The following is a 16,142-nucleotide window of genomic DNA, read 5'->3' on the forward strand; positions in this document are numbered from 1 at the left end:
AACGATCAGGTGGCGATCAGGTGGCGTCCGCGTAGCAGGTGACGGTGGACACCTCGAGCGGGACCCGGACCGGGGTGTCGCCGAACAGCACCGTGGTGGCCCGGCCGGCGCATTCCCGCACGGCGGCGGCCACCGCCGCCGCCTGCGTCGCCGGACAGTGCACCACCACCTCGTCGTGTTGGAAGAAGACCAGCTCGGCGGCGGTGCCGGCGATCGCCTGACGGACGGTGGCCAGCAGGATCAGCGCCCACTCGGCGGCGGTCGCCTGGGCGACGAAGTTGCGGGTGAACCGCCCCCGGGCCGGGGTGCCGACGTCGGACGGTGGACAGGTCCGGCCGAGCCAGGAGCGCACCAGGCCACCGGTCTCCCCGGTCCGGGCCGCCGACTCCAGGTACTCGAACGCGACCGGGTAGCTGCGGCGCAGCACGGCGAGGGCCGGCACGGCGGCGCCGCCGGTCTGCCCGTACATGGCGCCGAGCAGCGCGACCTTCGCCCGGGCCCGGTCACCGCCGAACGAGTCGCGGGCCAGCGCGGCGTACAGGTCACCGGCGCCGCCGGCCGCGGCCAACCGGCGGTCACCGGACATCGCGGCGAGCACCCGGGGCTCCAGCTGGGCGGCGTCGGCCACCACGAAACACCAGCCGGGATCGGCGACCACCGCCCGGCGGACCGCCTTGGGGATCTGCAACGCCCCGCCGCCCCGGGTGGCCCACCGGCCGGACACCACCCCGCCCGGCACGTACTCGGGGCGGAACCGGCCGTCGCGGACCCAGGCCTGCCGCCACGACCAGCCGTGCGCGGTCCAGATCCGATGCAGTTCCTTGTACTCGATGAGCAGCGGAACGGCCGGGTGGTCCACGCCGCGCAGCACCCAGGCCCGGGTGTTGGGCAGGCTGATCCCGATCCGGGCAAAGGCCCGCAGCACCTCGGCCGGTGAGTCGGCGTGCAACTGCCGGACGCCGAACGCGGCGGCGATCCGACCGGCGAGCTCGGCCAGCCGGCGCGGCGGCCCGCCGACCGGCGACGGCGCGCCGAGCAGCTCGGTGAGCAGTGCGTCGTGCAGGTCGGCCCGTAACGGCAGCCCGGCGGCAGCCATTTCGGCGGCGACCAACGCGCCGGCCGACTCGGCGGCGACCAGCAACCGGAACCGGTCCGGCCGGGCCGTGCCCGCGATGCGGCGCTGCTGGTCGGCGTAGACCCGGGTGAGCGCCTCGATCGGGTCGGCGACCGTCGCCAGGGCCGGCACGTCGTCGAACAGCGCGGTCTGACCGTGCCCGGGTGGCGCGGCACCCGGCGCGGGCGGGTCGGGTGGCACCGGCGCACCGGTCAGCCGGGCGTACGCGGCGGCGAGTGACCGCGGCTCGCCCCAGCGTCCGTCGTAGCCGAGCAGCAGCGCCTCGGTCAGCTCGACGTCGTGGCACCGCTCGATCCGCACGCCGGCCCGCAGCAGGGCCGGGTAGACCGCCGCGGTGGTCGCCCACAGCCAGCGCGGCTCGGGCACCGGGCGCGCCGCCGGTGCCTGCGATGGTGACGGCCCGGCCGCCGGATGCTGCGACGGTGGTGGCCGGTCGGCATCCGACGCCAGGTCGGGCACGGCCTCGACCGGGCCGGCTGGCCGCCCGTCGGCGTGCAGCAGCCGCCGCGCGCCGCCGCCCGGACCCGCCGCCACCGCCACCAGCACCCGACCATTGTCGCCCCGGCGTACGACAACATCGGCCCTGGTCGTGGGTGCTGTCGTACGCCGGCCCGGCAGTCCCCGCGCCTGCCGGGCCGGAGGCAGGTGCTCTCCAGGTCTGATGCATGTGTGGCATCGCAATGCCACACATGCATCAGACCCGCGAACGCCAGGTGGGCAACCGTGCCGGCGGGCAATGGCCAGGATCACGTCAAGAACGCAGAATGCGTATGTCGAGAAGACGGTTAAACTACGCCGTACCCTCGTCGCGTTCAGCGCAATCATCGCCGTCATGTTGCCGGCGGATGCCGCCGAGGCGGCGGTGAGCAACTACATGCGCAACCCGATCGGCGGGGTCCTGTACCAGACGAACCGGTGGTACACCAGCAGCAGGACGTTCTATTTCGCGGTGCCCGCGTCGACCACCTATCTGTTGTCGCCGCCGCGCACCGGGGGCGCGCACATGGTCGACGTCACCTACGTGTACTGACCACCACCGGCTACTTGGAGACGCTGCCGGTGAGGCCGGACTGCACCTGCCGCTGGAAGACGATGTAGACCAGCAGCACCGGCAGCATCGCCATGGTCACCCCGGCGAACAGGCCCGACCAGTCGGACTTGTAGCCCTGGTTCACCGACAGGTCGATCAGCCCTTGGGCGATCACCTGGTTCTTCGCCTCGCCGCCACTCGGCTGCATCAGCAGGTACGGCAGGTACCACTGGTTCCACTGGCCGATCACGTTGAAGATGCCGATGCTGATCAGCCCGGGTTTCGCCATCGGCAGCATCACCCGGAAGAACAGCGTGCTGTGCGACGCGCCGTCCACCATCGCCGCCTCGGCGACCGTGGTCGGCAGCGTCTTGAAGAACGAATGCATGAAGAAGACCGTGAACGCCAGTGACCAGGCCACATAGACGAGGATCAGCATCACGTGGCTGTTCGGGCCGAGCAGCGGGATGAACACGCCGGTGTTGTAGACGCCCTTGTACAGCGGCACCGCGGCCATGAACACCGGCAGGGTCAGCCCGGACAGGAACATGTAGTAGATGACCCGGTTGCCGGGAAACTCGTAGCGGGCCAGCACGTAGGCGGCCATCGAGCCGAGCAGCATGGTCAGGAAGACCCCGCCGCCGACGATGAGGATGGTGTTGACGAAGAAGTCGCCGATGCCGCCGTCGACCCAGGCCCGGGCGAAGTTCTCCCAGTGCAGCTCGTCCGGGATCAGTGACAGCGGCTCCCGGATGATCTGCGCGTCGTCCTTGAACGACGACATGATCACCCACAGCAGCGGCAACACCACCATCGCGCCCCAGATCAGCAGGAACAGGTGGGAGAAGCCGTTGAAGAAGGAGTCGCTGACCGCGCCGGCCCGCCGGGGCGGCAGCGCCCGGGCGGTCCGCCGACCGCCGGCGGTCTCCGACGGCGGTGGCGGCGGGCCGGCCGCACTGGTCGGTGGGTTGGTGACAGTGCTCATCGCGCGGCCCTCCCTAGAATTCGATCCGCTCACGGCGGGTGATCCGCAACTGCACCGCGGCGAGCAGCAGCGTGAAGATGGCCAGCGCGACACCGATCGCGCAGGCGTAGCCGAACTGGCCCTTGTTGAAGGCGGTGAAGTTGATGACCGACGCGAACACCTCGCTGGCGTGGTCGGGGCCGCCCTGGTTGGGGGTCATCACGAAGACCAGCGCGTACATGTCCAGGGCGATGAAGCCGAGGTAGACCCAGGCGACCGAGATGCTGTCGCGCAGCAGCGGCAGGGTGATCCGCAGGAAGCTGGTCACCCGGCTGGCCCCGTCGAGCATCGCCGCCTCGAAGATGTCCTTCGGGATCGACTGCATGGCGGCGGAGAACAGCACCATGTAGAAGCCGACCCCGCCCCAGACGGCGATCAGCAGCAGCCACCACAGCACCGCCGGTACGCCGAGGAACGGCGTCGGGTCGGAGACGAACTTCAGCGGCTGCTCCGCGTCGACCAGACCGATCCTGATCAGGATGCCGTTGAGCAGCCCCTGGCTGTCGCCCCGGTAGATGGCGCCCCACATGATGGCGACCAGCACCAGGGACAGCACCTGCGGGAAGAAGAAGATCACCTTGTAGACGCCGGAGCCGCGGACGCCCCGCACGCCGGCCCTGTCCCCACGCCCGCCCACGTTGAGCAGGAAAGCGAGGAACAGGGCCAGCGCGATGGTGAACAACGGCAGGGTGACCAGGAAGAAGACGTTGTGCCAGAACGCCGTACGGATCAGCTCGTCGCCGAACATCCGGACGTAGTTGGCCAGCCCGACGAACTCCTGGGTGTCGGAGTAGCCGCCCCAGTTGGTCAGCGAGTATCCGGCCGCCTGGGCGTACGGCCAGACGACGTAGAACACGTACAGCGCCACCGGCAGTGCCAGGAAGCCCGTCACGAACCGGGCCTTTCCGTGCTGCATCGTCAGGTCACCTTCTGCTCGATCGGGTCAGCGAAGCGACAACTCAGGACCGGGTGAACTTGTTCACCGCGTCGTCCGCCGCGATCTCGTCGGCCGCCTCCTGCAGAGTGTCCTGGAACTCCTTGGCGGTCATCCGGCCGGCCATCAGCTCACCGATCGCGTTCTGCTCCACCTTGTCCAGGTCGGCGTACCAGTCGGGGTGACGAAACGACACCAGGTCGCCGGGGGCGTTGCTCATCAGCTCGTTGGCCGAGGTCAGCGCGGTGGAGGTGGTGACGTTGTCGCCGGAGCCCTTCACCGAGGCGAGCGAGCTGGTCAGCTCGGCGAACTTGCCGGCGCCCTCCTTGGAGAGCATGGCCCGCAGGAACTCCATGCCGCCGGGGGCGTTGGCGGCCTTCTTCGGCACGATCCAGCCTTCGCCGGAGCCGGCCTGCACGGTGCCGTACGGGGCGGCGTCGGCGGCGCCGACACTCCACACCGGGGCGATCTTCATCTGGAAGCCGCTGGGGATGGTGGCCCGCATCTCGTTCTCCAGCCAGGTGCCGCAGGGCAGGAACGCCGCCTTGCCGTCCAGCCAGGCCTGCTGCGACTCGGTGTGGGTCAGGGTGTCGCTGCCGGTGAGGGTGTAGCCGTCGGCGACCATCTTCTCGACGGCGCTCATCGCGGCGGTGACCGCGTCGGTCTGCCAGGCGCCTTCCTTCAGGTTGTCGATGTCGACGACCGCCTGCCGGCCACCGGCCAGCCAGATCCAGGTCATGATCGGCCAGCGCATGTAGTACGGGTACTTGCCGGCGAAGGCGAACGGCGCGACACCGGCCGCCTTGATCTTCGGGGCGAGGGTGAAGAACTCGTCGAAGCTGGTCGGCACCGCCCATCCGTTGCGGTCGAACAACGCCTGGTCGAACCAGAGACCGAACACCGTGTACGCGTAGTTGAGCTGGAAGAACTCGCCGTCGAACGTACCGTCGTCGACGGTGCCGGGCAGCAGCGTGTCGCGGACCTTGACGGCCGGGTCGTCCCAGCTCGGCGCGTCCAGCAGCGGGGTCAGCTCGGTCAGCGCGCCCTCGTTGATCAGGGTGTCGATCGCCATCAGGTCGGCGCCCGAGTTGTTGATCAGGTCGGCCGGGGTGGTGGAGAACTTCGGCTGCTGCTCGGTCTTGATCTTCTGGGTGGAGCTGAGGTTCACCGTGACACTGTCGTGCTTGGCCACGAACAGCGTCTTGTCGAACTCGGGGTACTCGTCGCCGAGGCCGCCGTTGAACACGACGACGTCAACGCTGCTGTCGTCGGCGACACCGAACGGGTTGTCGGCGCTCTTGGTGCCGGTCTCCGTACCCGTGCCGGGGTCGCTGCCGGCGCAGGCGGAGAGCAGGCCGGCCGCCGGGCCGGCCAGCAGCCCGGCGGCGGCCGCGCGGCGCAGCAGGGTCCGCCGGCGGACCGAGGCACCGGCGACGGCGGACGGGATCCGCACGGAATCTGGGTAAAGCGACATGATGCGTGCTCCTCAGCTGGGGGTTTCGGCGGGGCGGATCGTGCTCCGGTCGACGGCCTTGTGGCCGTCGACGGCTCGGGCGGTGCGGCGGAACGCCGCGTGCGCGCGGTCGTGGGTGCGCTGCGCGACGGCGACGTAGAGCAGGTCGAGGACGACGAGTTGCGGGTGGCGGGCGGAGAGCGCGTCCGGCCGGAAGGTGGTCGCCTGGGGGGCGGTGAGCAGGACGATGTCGGCCAGGTCGGCCAGGGTGGAGCGGGGGAAGCTGGTCAGCGCGACGGTGGTCGCGCCGTGGCTGCCGGCCTCGGCGACCATCTCGATGGTCTCCCGGGTCTGGCCGGTGTGCGAGATGCCGAGGGCCACGTCGCCGTCGCGCATCAGCGCCGCGCTGGCCAGGCCGTTGTGCAGATCGGTCCAGGCCCAGGCCGGTACGCCGATGCGGTGCAGACTGAACTGCATCTCCTCACCGACCAGGGCGCTGCCGCTGGCGCCGAAGATGTTGACCCGGCTGGCGGCGGCGACCGCGTCGGCGGCCTGCTCGACCTGGATGAGGTCGAGCAGGGCGGCGGTGTCGTGCATGGCCTGGGTGTCGGCGGCCATGATCTGGCCGAGCACCCGGTCGAGCGGGTCGCCGGGCTGGATCTCCCGGCCGATGTCGACGGTCCAGCCGGCGGCGCGGGCCCGGCCGGTCTCGGCGGCGATGCCGAGCCGCAGGTCGGCATAGCCGTCGAAGCCGAGTGCCCGGCAGAACCGGGTGACGGTCGCCGGCGACGTACCGCTGCGTTCGGCCAGCTCGACGATGGTGGCGCGGGCGGCTGCGGCCGGGTCGGTGAGCACCTGGTCGGCGACCCGGCGCAGCGCACCGGTGAACTCGGTGAGCCGGATCCGGGCGAGCACCGTGTCGGCCGGCCCCGGGGCGTCGACCACCGCGGTCCCCGCGGGGATCTCCACCTCGCTGTCAGCCATCGGCGCCAACCTTTCGGGAAGGACTGTTAACTGTTAGTGGTAAAAGTTCTTACTAACACCCCCTCCGTGTCAAGACCGTGGGCGAAGTTTTCAAACCGTTACCGGCTGGGAGCGCTACCAGCTGGCCGTATCCCTCGATCACGATCAGGAGCGCCGCATCGATGCAGCTATGCTCCGGCGGTGGCGCCCGCACGACTCCGCTTCGGCCAGTACGAGTTGGACCTGGAACACAGGCAACTACACCACCGGGGCCAGCAGATCCTGCTGGAGCCACGAGCCGTCGAGTTGCTGTGCCACCTCGCCGCTCACCGGGACCGGCTGGTCACCAGGCAGGAGCTGCTGGACACGCTATGGTCCGGGCAACCCGTCACCGAGTCGGCTCTCGCCGCCGCGCTGCGCGCCACCCGCCACGCGATCCGCGACACCGGCGGCCATCAGGAGGTCATCCGCACCGTCCACCGGCGCGGCTACCAGTTCGTCGCCGACGTCACCCCGGTCGCCGCCCCCAAGGACTACGACACGGTCCGGTTCTGCCAGACCAGGGACGGCGTCCGACTCGCCTACACCGTCACCGGCGCCGGTCCCCCGCTGATCTCCACCGCCAACTGGCTGACCCACCTCGGCCTGGACCGACGCGATCCGATGTGGACGCACTGGTACCGGGACCTGATGCGCGACAGCCGGCGAGGGCTTCGGTACGACGAGCGGGGCTGCGGGCTGTCCGACTGGTGCCCGCCGTCGGAGTCACCGCAGGTGTGGGTCGACGACCTCGACACCGTCGCCGACGCCGCCGGATACGACACCTTCGCGATCATCGGTACGGCCCAGGCCGCCGCCACCGCGATCGCCTACGCGGCGCTGCGCCCGGACCGGGTCACCCGGATGGTCCTGATCAGCAGCCACGCCCGGGGCCGGCTGGCCCGCGCCCGCACCGAGCTGGACCGCCGGGTCGCCGACGTCGACCTGGACCTGGCCACGGTCGCCTGGCAGTCCGCCGACCCGAGCTTCCTGCGCGCCTACGCCGCCCAGTTCCTGCCCAACGCCACCCCGGCCGAGCTGGACACGTACATCGCCTTCACCCGACGCACCACGTCACTGGAGAACCTGGTCCGCTTCTTCCAGATGATCACTACAATGGACGTGTTCCCGCTGGCGGGGCAGGTCCGCTGCCCGACGCTGATCCTGCACGCCCGCAACGACCCCCGGGTCCCCGCCTCGGACGCCACGGAACTCGCCGCGCTGATCGACGACAGCCGGTTGGTGCTGCTCGACAGCGCCAACCACCTGTTCACCGCGGCCGAACCCGCCTGGGCCGAGCTGATCCGCCACGTCGACGACTTCCTCGACGACTGATCCTCACCCGCCCGACGCCCGGGCGGTACACGCCCGCTTCCAACCCGGCCAGCCGAGTCAGCAGAACGGCCGCCAGCCGTCCGCCCCGGTCCACCCTGGTGGCGGGCCACATTTTCCGCCCACATACGGCAGACTCGATCGTGGACGCCGACCCGTCACGGGTCTGACGTGCGAATTCGGCTACCGGCCCGGCCAGGTGTTTCATTTTGAAACATCGGCGCGGGTGGTGAGTGTGTCGGATGAAAGGAAGGTGAAGCGATGCCGGTCACCGGACCGACAATGGTGCGCCGCCAGCTGGGGCGGCGGCTGCGCCGGCTGCGGGAGGAGGCTTCCCGCACCGAGCAGGAGGTGGAGCGGGCGAAGGTCTGTTCCCGTACGACGTTGTGGCGCATCGAGAACGGCAAGTTCCCGGTCAAGATGAACACCGTACGGGGTCTGTGCTGGTTCTACGGTGTCGACGCGGAAACGACGGACACGTTGACCCGGCTCGCCGCCGCGTGTGACGAGCACGGCTGGTGGGAGTCGCACGGTGACGCCGTACCGGACTGGTTCCGCTTGTACCTCGGCCTCGAAGCCGCCGCGACGGAGATCCAGCTCTACGATCCGGAGCTGATCCACGGTCTACTCCAGACCCCGGACTACATGCGCGCGGTGTTTCGTGCTGCCGACCGGCAGGCGTCGGAGCAGCAGATCGAGCGCCTGGTGTCGCTGCGGCTGGATCGGCAGATTTCCTACTACGACCGGGCCGAGCCGGCGAGGATCGTTGCCGTCTTCGGAGCCGGCGCGCTGGCCCGCGAGGTTGGCGGCTCGGCGGTGATGGCCGAGCAACGCGCCCACCTGGCCAGCGTCGGTCGACGGGTACGGGTGGAGATCCGGGTTCTCCCCTGGTCCGCCGGTGCCCACGCCGCGATGGTCAGCCCGTTCACCCTTCTCGACTTCGCCGACCCCGACGACCCCGACATCGCCTACGTCGAAACCCATCTCGGCTCCCGCTACCTGGAGCGTCCTGAAGAGTTGGCCGAGTACCGTCGAATTTTCCGAGAGGTCCGTGAGCAGTCGGTCCCGATCGAGGAGCACCTACGATGAAGCCTGACACCCCCTGGTTCACGTCCAGCCGCAGCGGCGGCAACGGCGGTCAGTGCGTCGAGGCCCGCCGGCACGCCGGCCGCGCCGAGGTACGCGACAGCAAGGACCGTACCGGTCCCACCTTGACGTTCAGCACCGCCCAGTGGGACACCTTCACCACCGCCCTGCAGTCCGGCACCCTCCCCCACTGACCCAACCCACGGCGGTGGGGGTCACCTCGGGTACCCCGAGGTGACCCCCACCGCCCTGCCCCCACTTCGCGGTGAGCGGCAACTCCTCGACCGACCGGGGAACGTCGAAGCCGGTTGAGTCGGGTGTACCTGTGGGACCGACAGGCGCGGAGACTACAGCACCTTCCGATCCCAGTACATCCAGGTCTGGGAGTCTATCGCCGTTTCGAACGCCGCCGTCTCCGATCCCCCTTGATAAGTACAACGAACAAGCCCACGCACACCACCGAGCACACACCTAGGGCGACCGACGCAGACTGGCTGCTTTTCGGGCCCGATAAGATGCTGATTGATGTGATTGCAAAACCAAAGGCGAGAATCGGCAACAAGGCGCGCGCCACGCGACGATGGTGACGCTGTTTATGTTCGGCCTCAATATCGCGCTCCTTGTCAGCAAGATCCTTCTCCCACGGCGTGCCGAAGGGCCAGTTCGCCATCCAGATAATTCCGGCAAGCCCCACAGCATGGTAACGATGACCACGCCCCACCCTGTCCGACCCGACATCGCCTACGTCGATTCCCACTTGGCGCTCGCCATCTTGAGCTGTCTCAGTATTTGTCAGTTTACAGTCAAGTCCTCCGACAACTCAGCAGGCAGCCGCTCCCGATCGAAGAGCACCAACGACGAGGCCTCTGTTACCCATTTTGTCCTACGGCGGGAAGCACGGCGCCCATCTCAAAGCACTCGACGGCCACGAGGCACGTTGATCGAGGCTCAGGAAGTCCGACCCTCGGCATGACCAGCCAGATATGTTTCGATTTTTTCATGGATCAGTTTCACAAATGCGACACCCAGCAGGCGTCGCCCTCGAAAGGTGTACACGCGACCGCTGCCCGCATCTACGACAGCAGGTTGAGCCATAGCCGCAAAACCAGAAGTTCCGAGGCGAAAGGATCGCGACATCATACCGGGTATCTCCTCTCCGATGACAGGCGCCACCAGTATCGGCATCACCAGTACGCCCGACTGGAGGCCGTTCCTCAAGCCCATACTGTCGGCCACCATCAAGACCTCGAGGGTGAAACCCTGGACATCTTCCTCAGTTGCCACCGCCCTGTTCACCACAGCGACGAGTACATGCACTCGACACAGCCATCTCCACTCAGACGTATAGCCGAGCGTAATGGTCTCGCCATCGACCTCTTCCTTTATCACCTCGCAGCCGTCGGAGCGCAGCCGCCCCTCAATGACCTCACTCGCATTTACCATCCGCACACTCCCGCCAGCCTAGATGTCCTTGCCGCGACCGATGCCGTCCACTCAACCAGCCGTGGTTGGGTGGCCAAGCCGAGCCGTTCCGTTCGCCATCAGCTTGACTCAGCCACCGGCTCCGGCAGGTACGCCTCGTACGACTGCTTGATGAGTGAGTTGAATGCATAGCCCACAACCTGGTTCCCCTGAAGGTCCAAGCCTGGCCAGTCGTCACATCCACAACCGCAGGTTGAGCCATCGCCGCGAAACCGTTGAGGTTCAGCCGGTACGCCTTCTGCGCCAGTGCCGCAGCGGCCGGATCCACCGCCTCGGTCACCAGGATCGGCAGCACAATCACGCCCGACTGCATGCCGCGCCACTGACCCTTACGCCCCAATGCGAGGTTCACTGAGGTCTATTCACAGGCGATCCTGTAGAAATGCAGCCCGATGGCACAGGAGATCGTTTCTGTGAAGGTCGCGAGCGGTCTGCGGTAGTCGGTGTGCAGGATTCTCCAGGTCTTCAGGTTCGCGATGACCTGTTCGACGACCCAGCGGATCTTGTTGACCTGCCTGTTGTATTCCTTCTGCCACTCTGTGAGCTCGCCGCCCTTGGGCTTCTTGTACGGAGTGATCATGCCGTTGCCGACGTATCCTTTGTCGCCGATCCAGTCTCCAGGGTTCAGGCTGGCGAGAACACCGGTGTCGTTGATCGCGTACGAGTCGTGGTGGTTGCCGGTGACAGGATCGGAGACCCAGGCGAGCGCGCCGTCGAGGGTGCAGGCGACCTGGACGCTCATGCCCGTGGTCTTGTGCTTGCCAGAGTACAGACAGCGGTCCGTGCGCCATGACCAGCAGGGGAACAGAGTGCCGTCGACGATGTACTGGACGGTCGGGTCGAGCTCGTCGGCGGTCGGCGCGAACCCCGCCAGCACGCGGTCGAGGACCGGGGTGATGCCGGTGACCGCCCGGGAGATCGTCGACTGGGAGACACCGTGCGCCTCGGCGATCTCCGCTTGGACGCGGTTGCGCCGCATGTAGGTCAACGTGACCACGAGGGCGCGGTAGAGGCCGAGGATCGGTGGCCACGGTTCCATGCCCAGGTTCCGGCATTCGGTGCGGACCAGCACGCAGAGGTCGCGGATCTGATCGGTCGTGAAGCCGGTGGTATGATACATGTTCGGCGGTCCGCTTTTCTTTGGTTGTTGTGTGGTAACTCCATCCTATGGGAGGGCGGGCCGTCTCGTTTATCGGGGGGTCCACTGTGGGCTATCGGGGCCCTGCTGAATAAGCCTCACTACATCGTCGACGTACCCTCGCAGGCTCTCCTCGTCGACCCGCTCCACCTTCGCGGCGACGGCGAAAATGTGCATCCTCTTCAACAGTCGGACCTTTGCCCGGTATCCGACGACTACCGGCATCGAACCAATGACCCCCTCCGTCACCGCACACCCAGCTGCGTCGAATCGTTGCCGGACAGCCCTCAAATACTCGTCTACGGAAATCACATCATTCCCTCCTCACGCATTTCCACGCTTCCCGCGCAGCCGATCAACCAGAGCATAAGATCTGGGCGCACTTAGAATCGATTTCATCAAGTAGATGAGCACCACAAAAAGCGCAGCCACCAAAAAGCCTCGCCAGAGCATTCGTAGGGCAACCATGAGGAACGGCCAGACAGCGGACGTCGGCCCACCGTATCGACAGTCAGTCTGATTCTCGCCGTAGCACGCCTCACGCAGTGAAATGAACTGTCCAACATCTTCCGGCACAGCAATGGAGGTCTACCACCGCTTGGCCCCGGCACGCTCCAGCACGGCTATGTCACAGACCCACCAGTATCCGAATCCGTGGTCGCTTACCGGGCCAACCCTACGACACCCCTCGACAGTCACTTCAACCGAACTTTCAGCTGGACCGTAAGGACGGGAAGAGCCAGTTTCCAGGATAGATACTAGAAACCGTTAGATATACAAACATCAATAATATCATTAGAAAAATCATCGTTGCCGCAAAGAACAATTGACGAATTCGGTATACGACCGGCTTGGCATCGTTACGGGCCGAGATCTCGCGCGACCTATCGTCGCGCGCGAGTTTCCGACCACATCACCTGGTTGCCCAGTCAGAATGCCCCTCCCACAAGGCCGGGAGTTCATCGCCGTTTCGAAGAGCGCCGTCTCCGCCCTCCCTTGATCACTGCAACGAACACACCTACGCACACGACCGAACACACACCCATGGCGACTGCCGCAGACTGACTTTTCTGGTTCACGAAAATCGCGATCGACGCAACTCCGAAAATGGCGGCGAGACCCGGAGACAAAATGAGTGCCACGCCGCGATGGTGTCGCCGGTTGTGTTCGACATCAATACGGTGCTCCTCGTCAGTGAGATCTTTTGCCCACGGCGTGCCGAAGGGCCAGTTTGCCATCCAAATAATCGCGGCCAGCCCTGCAACGACGATCAGCATAGTGACGATGACCATGCATCTACCCGTCGTAGATGCTGATTAAGTCGGGCGTGCCCGTGGAGCCGACAGACGCGGCACCCACATCGAACCACTCGGCGGCCGTGTCGCCTGTGAATCAGAGCTCAGGAATCCTGGCTCTCGGCAAGGCCAAAGGATCACGGTATCACGTCTTCAATGAGGTCATCAATATTTGCATCACTAGTATGCCCGACCGGAGGCCGTTCCTCCAGCCGATTTCGTCGACCACCCCACGACGCGTTACCCACGAATGTCAACCAGCTTCAGCCTCCCCGTTCACCCGAACCCTTACTCGCCACCCGCCGATCAGAGCGAAGACTGCAACAATAGCCGCTGCCCCCGCGCCACTGATCGCGACCGCCGCCGTTATTATGCCCAGCAGCCGCACACCGAGCGCGAGGACAAAGTTGCCAGGCTGCGAGTACACACACTTTGTTGGCCGGTTCTTCTGACACGACTCAACAATCGCAACGTCTCGCTCACCAGGGCGCAGCATGGAGGCCTCGGTCTCTATCTCCAACACCCTCCCATCATCCATCTCCACCTGTGCGGAACAGGACCACCAATAGCCAAATCCGTGTTCTGATACTGGGCCAATTCGGCGACAATTATTCGGCGTGGCAAAACCAGTCTCATGATTCATGGAAATCCCCAAACCGGTGCCACTGTAGGAGCTCTCGACAGACCTGATTCCAAGCGCGATTGCAGCGGCTACAACCGCGATTAGAACGCTAGCCGCTAGATACTTAAGAACACCGGCGATGCGATTGATAACCCGAATCTCCGCCACAGCCATCCACCAATTCTAGACAAGGCCTGTCAGAAAGCCATTGACACCCCCCCTGGATTCCCCCAATCTGAGTGAAACTGGAGGGAAGCATAGTCCCCGCCAATCCAGCACCCACCGCCCCCGGCAGATTTTCCCGGACATTTTTGTACCAAAATCGACCAGAGATCGAATTATTCCGTGCCATCGTCTTCAATGCAAAACGGGTCTTCCTGATTGCACGATAGCCCTCCCTCGTGAATGCGCCAGCCTGGGCCCTCGGCGCCAGTTCACCAACTACGCCCTTTGACGCCTTTGAGAGCTTCATCCGAACCCTGCGTCAGCCCACCCCGTAGGCCCAGAGCACCGCGGGCTAATCCGGTACCGATAACCTTCCCTGCGACCCCACCCACGACACCGAAGAGAGCCCCGGTTCCCGCGCCCAGAAGAATGTCACCAATATCTCCGCCTTTCAACCCAGCCGCCAAGCCACCACCGACAGCACCGCCGATCATCGCACAACCCACGCTACCAATGCCTAGGGTAAGAGCAGAACACCCTACCGTAACAAGGATCGTTGCCCCCAACCCGACGACGTCGGCATTTTCTTGCGCCCACTCGAGGGTGCTAGACGCGACATCGGAGACCGCATTCTTTGAGCGGCACCAGAAGCTGGCCTGGCATTCGCGATGTTTGCGTTCTGCTTCGACGCGTTCGTCGATCGCCCTGTGAACCGCCTCGCGTCGTTGCTGGCATTCGGCGGTGCAGGCAGGCGGCACGTACTTCTTGACGATCTTGGTCGTGCCGTTGGACATGACGTAGCCGCGGTCGCCGGTATCGTCGCTGTTCTCCGTGTAGTACATGCCGGTCGGGTCGGCGTTGTCGACCGGGTTGTTGCCGCCGTACTGGTATGCGTTGTACTGGTCCGGATCGTCGGCGACCAGGACCGGGTCCACGGAGATGAACCGGCCCAACGTCTGGTCGTACTGTCGGGCGCCGACGTTGGTCAGGCCGGTCGGGTCGATGTCCCCGCCGACGAAGCCCTTGTTGTTCGCCCAGGTCGGGTTCGCGCCGCGCGGCACCCCGTACGGGGTCTGACGACGCACGGAGACGGCCTGGGTGCCGGCGTTCACCGCGATCTGCTGCGTGCCCTGATGATCGTTGAACAGCCAGGTCAGGTTGGTGGCCGCCGATCCGCCCGTACGGGAGCCGCAGACGGTGCCGGCGAAGCTGTAGTAGCGGGTGCCAGTGTTGACGCCACCCTCGCGGCGAATCTCCTGCCCGGGCAGGTAGACAGTGGTGCCGCTGCTGTCGCGGCGGATGATCCTGACCCCGTTGGCGTCGTAGATGTTGGTTTCGATTGTCTGACCGGCGGCCGAGACCGTGGCCAGCTTGCCCTCGGCGTCCCAGCCCAGGGTCTGACTGTTGGTACCGGTGCCGCAGTTGTTGGCGGCGGTGCCGGTCGGCCGGCAGGTCGTGTTACCGGCCGCGTCGTAGGCGTAGGCGTTGACGACGCCGCTCTGACCTGGTGCCTGGGTGGTCATCGCGGTGACGGCGTGCGGGCGTGCGACACCCTGGCCACCCGTCGGCACCGTGTAGCTGCGGGTGGTGTCACCGCCGGCGGTGTGGCTGGTCTCGGTCAGCCGGGAGCCGGTGGAGTCGAACGTCGAGTCATGCCAGTACGGAGCCGGACCGCCCAGGTTCGCCACCGTCGGATCAATCTGGCAGGCCACCCCGGTCTGCGGGGTCCAGGCGCTGGCGAGCCGGCCCAGCGGATCTTGCCGGAAGCACTGGGTGTCGGCCTGACCAATCTGCGGCTTCTCCTCGATGGAGGTGATGTTACCGCTGTGGTCGTAGGTGTAGTTGCGGTCGGAGACCGTACCAGCGATGGTCTCCCGCCCCACAGTCGTGCGGGTGATCCGGCGGGTGGCCTCGTCCCGGTAGACGGCGTCCTGGGTCCAGGTACCGCCGGGCATCTTGTAGATCGCGCCGCTGCGTTCGCCGTACGCCGTGTAGGCGGCGGTGGCCATCGTGCCGACGGAACCGGTGATACTGGTGTCCAACCGGACGGGCATCCCGGTGGTGGCGTCGTAGTCGGTGGTGACTTGCTCGGTGACGAGGCCACCACCTTCCGGATACGAGATGGACGTCGGAGCACCGGTCGCCGGCGCGTATGCGTCGATATTGAAGCCCTTGGAAATGGGACGATCACTCGCGGTAACAACCATTAGATCGACGTTGATAAAATTATGATCTGGATCACATCCAGCGCGATTGCGTTGGCGTGCACCGGTTCTCGGCGCGCCTCCGACTCACCTCACAAACCTGGAGGTGGCAGCTCTGATAGCGACTGTCCGTAAAGCGAAGCGCTCGCCTCGACCCCTGCGTCCCAGCTACTCGCCGCTCGGCAGCGGCCGCCGCGCACGGCCGGGCGGCCGCTGCCGAGCGGTCAGTGACGCTCGGGG

14 protein-coding genes and 2 pseudogenes are annotated in these 16,142 nt (G+C 66.3%); 4 read left to right on the forward strand and 12 right to left on the reverse strand.

Features of this window, described 5'->3' with window-relative positions:
- Nucleotides 1-16: 16 nt before the first annotated feature.
- Complete coding sequence (locus tag O7621_RS22900; protein WP_282231166.1) at nucleotides 17-1,681, reverse strand: bifunctional 3'-5' exonuclease/DNA polymerase; 1,665 nt, start codon at nucleotides 1,679-1,681, stop codon at nucleotides 17-19.
- A 286-nt stretch (nucleotides 1,682-1,967) separates the two neighbouring features.
- Here O7621_RS22900 and O7621_RS22905 point away from each other — a divergent pair, with 286 nt between their 5' ends.
- Complete coding sequence (locus tag O7621_RS22905) at nucleotides 1,968-2,165, forward strand: hypothetical protein (RefSeq protein ID WP_282231167.1); 198 nt, start codon at nucleotides 1,968-1,970, stop codon at nucleotides 2,163-2,165.
- A gap of 10 nt (nucleotides 2,166-2,175) precedes the next feature.
- Here O7621_RS22905 and O7621_RS22910 read toward each other — a convergent pair whose 3' ends face one another.
- The 4 genes from O7621_RS22910 to O7621_RS22925 all read right to left on the reverse strand — a co-directional run bounded on the left by O7621_RS22910 (nucleotide 2,176) and on the right by O7621_RS22925 (nucleotide 6,560).
- Nucleotides 2,176-2,979 (reverse strand): carbohydrate ABC transporter permease, encoded by an 804-nt coding sequence (locus O7621_RS22910; protein WP_348775327.1) that lies wholly within the window; start codon nucleotides 2,977-2,979, stop codon nucleotides 2,176-2,178.
- Nucleotides 2,980-3,163: 184 nt separating this feature from the next.
- Complete coding sequence (locus O7621_RS22915; RefSeq protein WP_123602302.1) at nucleotides 3,164-4,105, reverse strand: sugar ABC transporter permease; 942 nt, start codon at nucleotides 4,103-4,105, stop codon at nucleotides 3,164-3,166.
- Between the two features lie 43 nt (nucleotides 4,106-4,148).
- The gene (ngcE, locus tag O7621_RS22920) at nucleotides 4,149-5,597 is read right to left on the reverse strand and encodes an N-acetylglucosamine/diacetylchitobiose ABC transporter substrate-binding protein (RefSeq protein WP_282231168.1); all 1,449 of its coding nucleotides are present in this window, start codon (nucleotides 5,595-5,597) and stop codon (nucleotides 4,149-4,151) included.
- A 12-nt stretch (nucleotides 5,598-5,609) separates the two neighbouring features.
- Nucleotides 5,610-6,560, reverse strand: coding sequence for a MurR/RpiR family transcriptional regulator (locus tag O7621_RS22925; RefSeq protein WP_282231169.1), 951 nt, complete (start codon nucleotides 6,558-6,560; stop codon nucleotides 5,610-5,612).
- A gap of 180 nt (nucleotides 6,561-6,740) precedes the next feature.
- Here O7621_RS22925 and O7621_RS22930 point away from each other — a divergent pair, with 180 nt between their 5' ends.
- From O7621_RS22930 to O7621_RS22940, 3 genes are all read left to right on the forward strand, one after another.
- Nucleotides 6,741-7,913: an alpha/beta fold hydrolase gene (locus O7621_RS22930; protein ID WP_282231170.1), complete on the forward strand. Its 1,173-nt coding sequence runs from the start codon at nucleotides 6,741-6,743 to the stop codon at nucleotides 7,911-7,913.
- 258 nt (nucleotides 7,914-8,171) lie between these two features.
- Nucleotides 8,172-8,999, forward strand: coding sequence for a DUF5753 domain-containing protein (locus O7621_RS22935; RefSeq protein WP_282231171.1), 828 nt, complete (start codon nucleotides 8,172-8,174; stop codon nucleotides 8,997-8,999).
- Nucleotides 8,996-9,190 (forward strand): DUF397 domain-containing protein, encoded by a 195-nt coding sequence (locus O7621_RS22940; RefSeq protein ID WP_282231172.1) that lies wholly within the window; start codon nucleotides 8,996-8,998, stop codon nucleotides 9,188-9,190. The genes O7621_RS22935 and O7621_RS22940 overlap by 4 nt, the downstream gene beginning before the upstream one ends.
- Nucleotides 9,191-9,384: 194 nt before the next feature.
- Here the strand turns inward: O7621_RS22940 and O7621_RS22945 are convergent, their stop codons facing one another.
- From O7621_RS22945 to O7621_RS22975, 7 genes and pseudogenes are all read right to left on the reverse strand, one after another.
- Entirely contained in the window at nucleotides 9,385-9,753 is a 369-nt protein-coding gene (locus tag O7621_RS22945) for a hypothetical protein (protein ID WP_282231173.1), read from the reverse strand.
- Between the two features lie 191 nt (nucleotides 9,754-9,944).
- On the reverse strand, nucleotides 9,945-10,439 hold the full coding sequence (locus tag O7621_RS22950) for a hypothetical protein (RefSeq protein WP_282231174.1): 495 nt from the start codon (nucleotides 10,437-10,439) through the stop codon (nucleotides 9,945-9,947).
- Nucleotides 10,440-10,537: 98 nt separating this feature from the next.
- Nucleotides 10,538-10,830 (reverse strand): annotated as a pseudogene (locus O7621_RS22955) (hypothetical protein); the annotation flags it as partial.
- A 6-nt stretch (nucleotides 10,831-10,836) separates the two neighbouring features.
- Nucleotides 10,837-11,598, reverse strand: coding sequence for a transposase family protein (locus O7621_RS22960; RefSeq protein WP_282230741.1), 762 nt, complete (start codon nucleotides 11,596-11,598; stop codon nucleotides 10,837-10,839).
- Nucleotides 11,599-12,575: 977 nt separating this feature from the next.
- Nucleotides 12,576-12,908, reverse strand: a complete 333-nt coding sequence (locus tag O7621_RS22965) for a hypothetical protein (RefSeq protein ID WP_282231175.1) — start codon at nucleotides 12,906-12,908, stop codon at nucleotides 12,576-12,578.
- Between the two features lie 256 nt (nucleotides 12,909-13,164).
- A complete protein-coding gene (locus tag O7621_RS22970) occupies nucleotides 13,165-13,707 on the reverse strand; it encodes a DUF6346 domain-containing protein (protein ID WP_282231176.1) in 543 nt (180 codons plus the stop codon).
- A 449-nt stretch (nucleotides 13,708-14,156) separates the two neighbouring features.
- A pseudogene (locus O7621_RS22975) lies at nucleotides 14,157-15,851 on the reverse strand (RHS repeat-associated core domain-containing protein); the annotation flags it as partial.
- Between the last annotated feature and the right edge of the window lie 291 nt (nucleotides 15,852-16,142).

This window comes from Solwaraspora sp. WMMD937 (assembly GCF_029581175.1).
Classification (GTDB): Bacteria; Actinomycetota; Actinomycetes; order Mycobacteriales; family Micromonosporaceae; genus Micromonospora_E.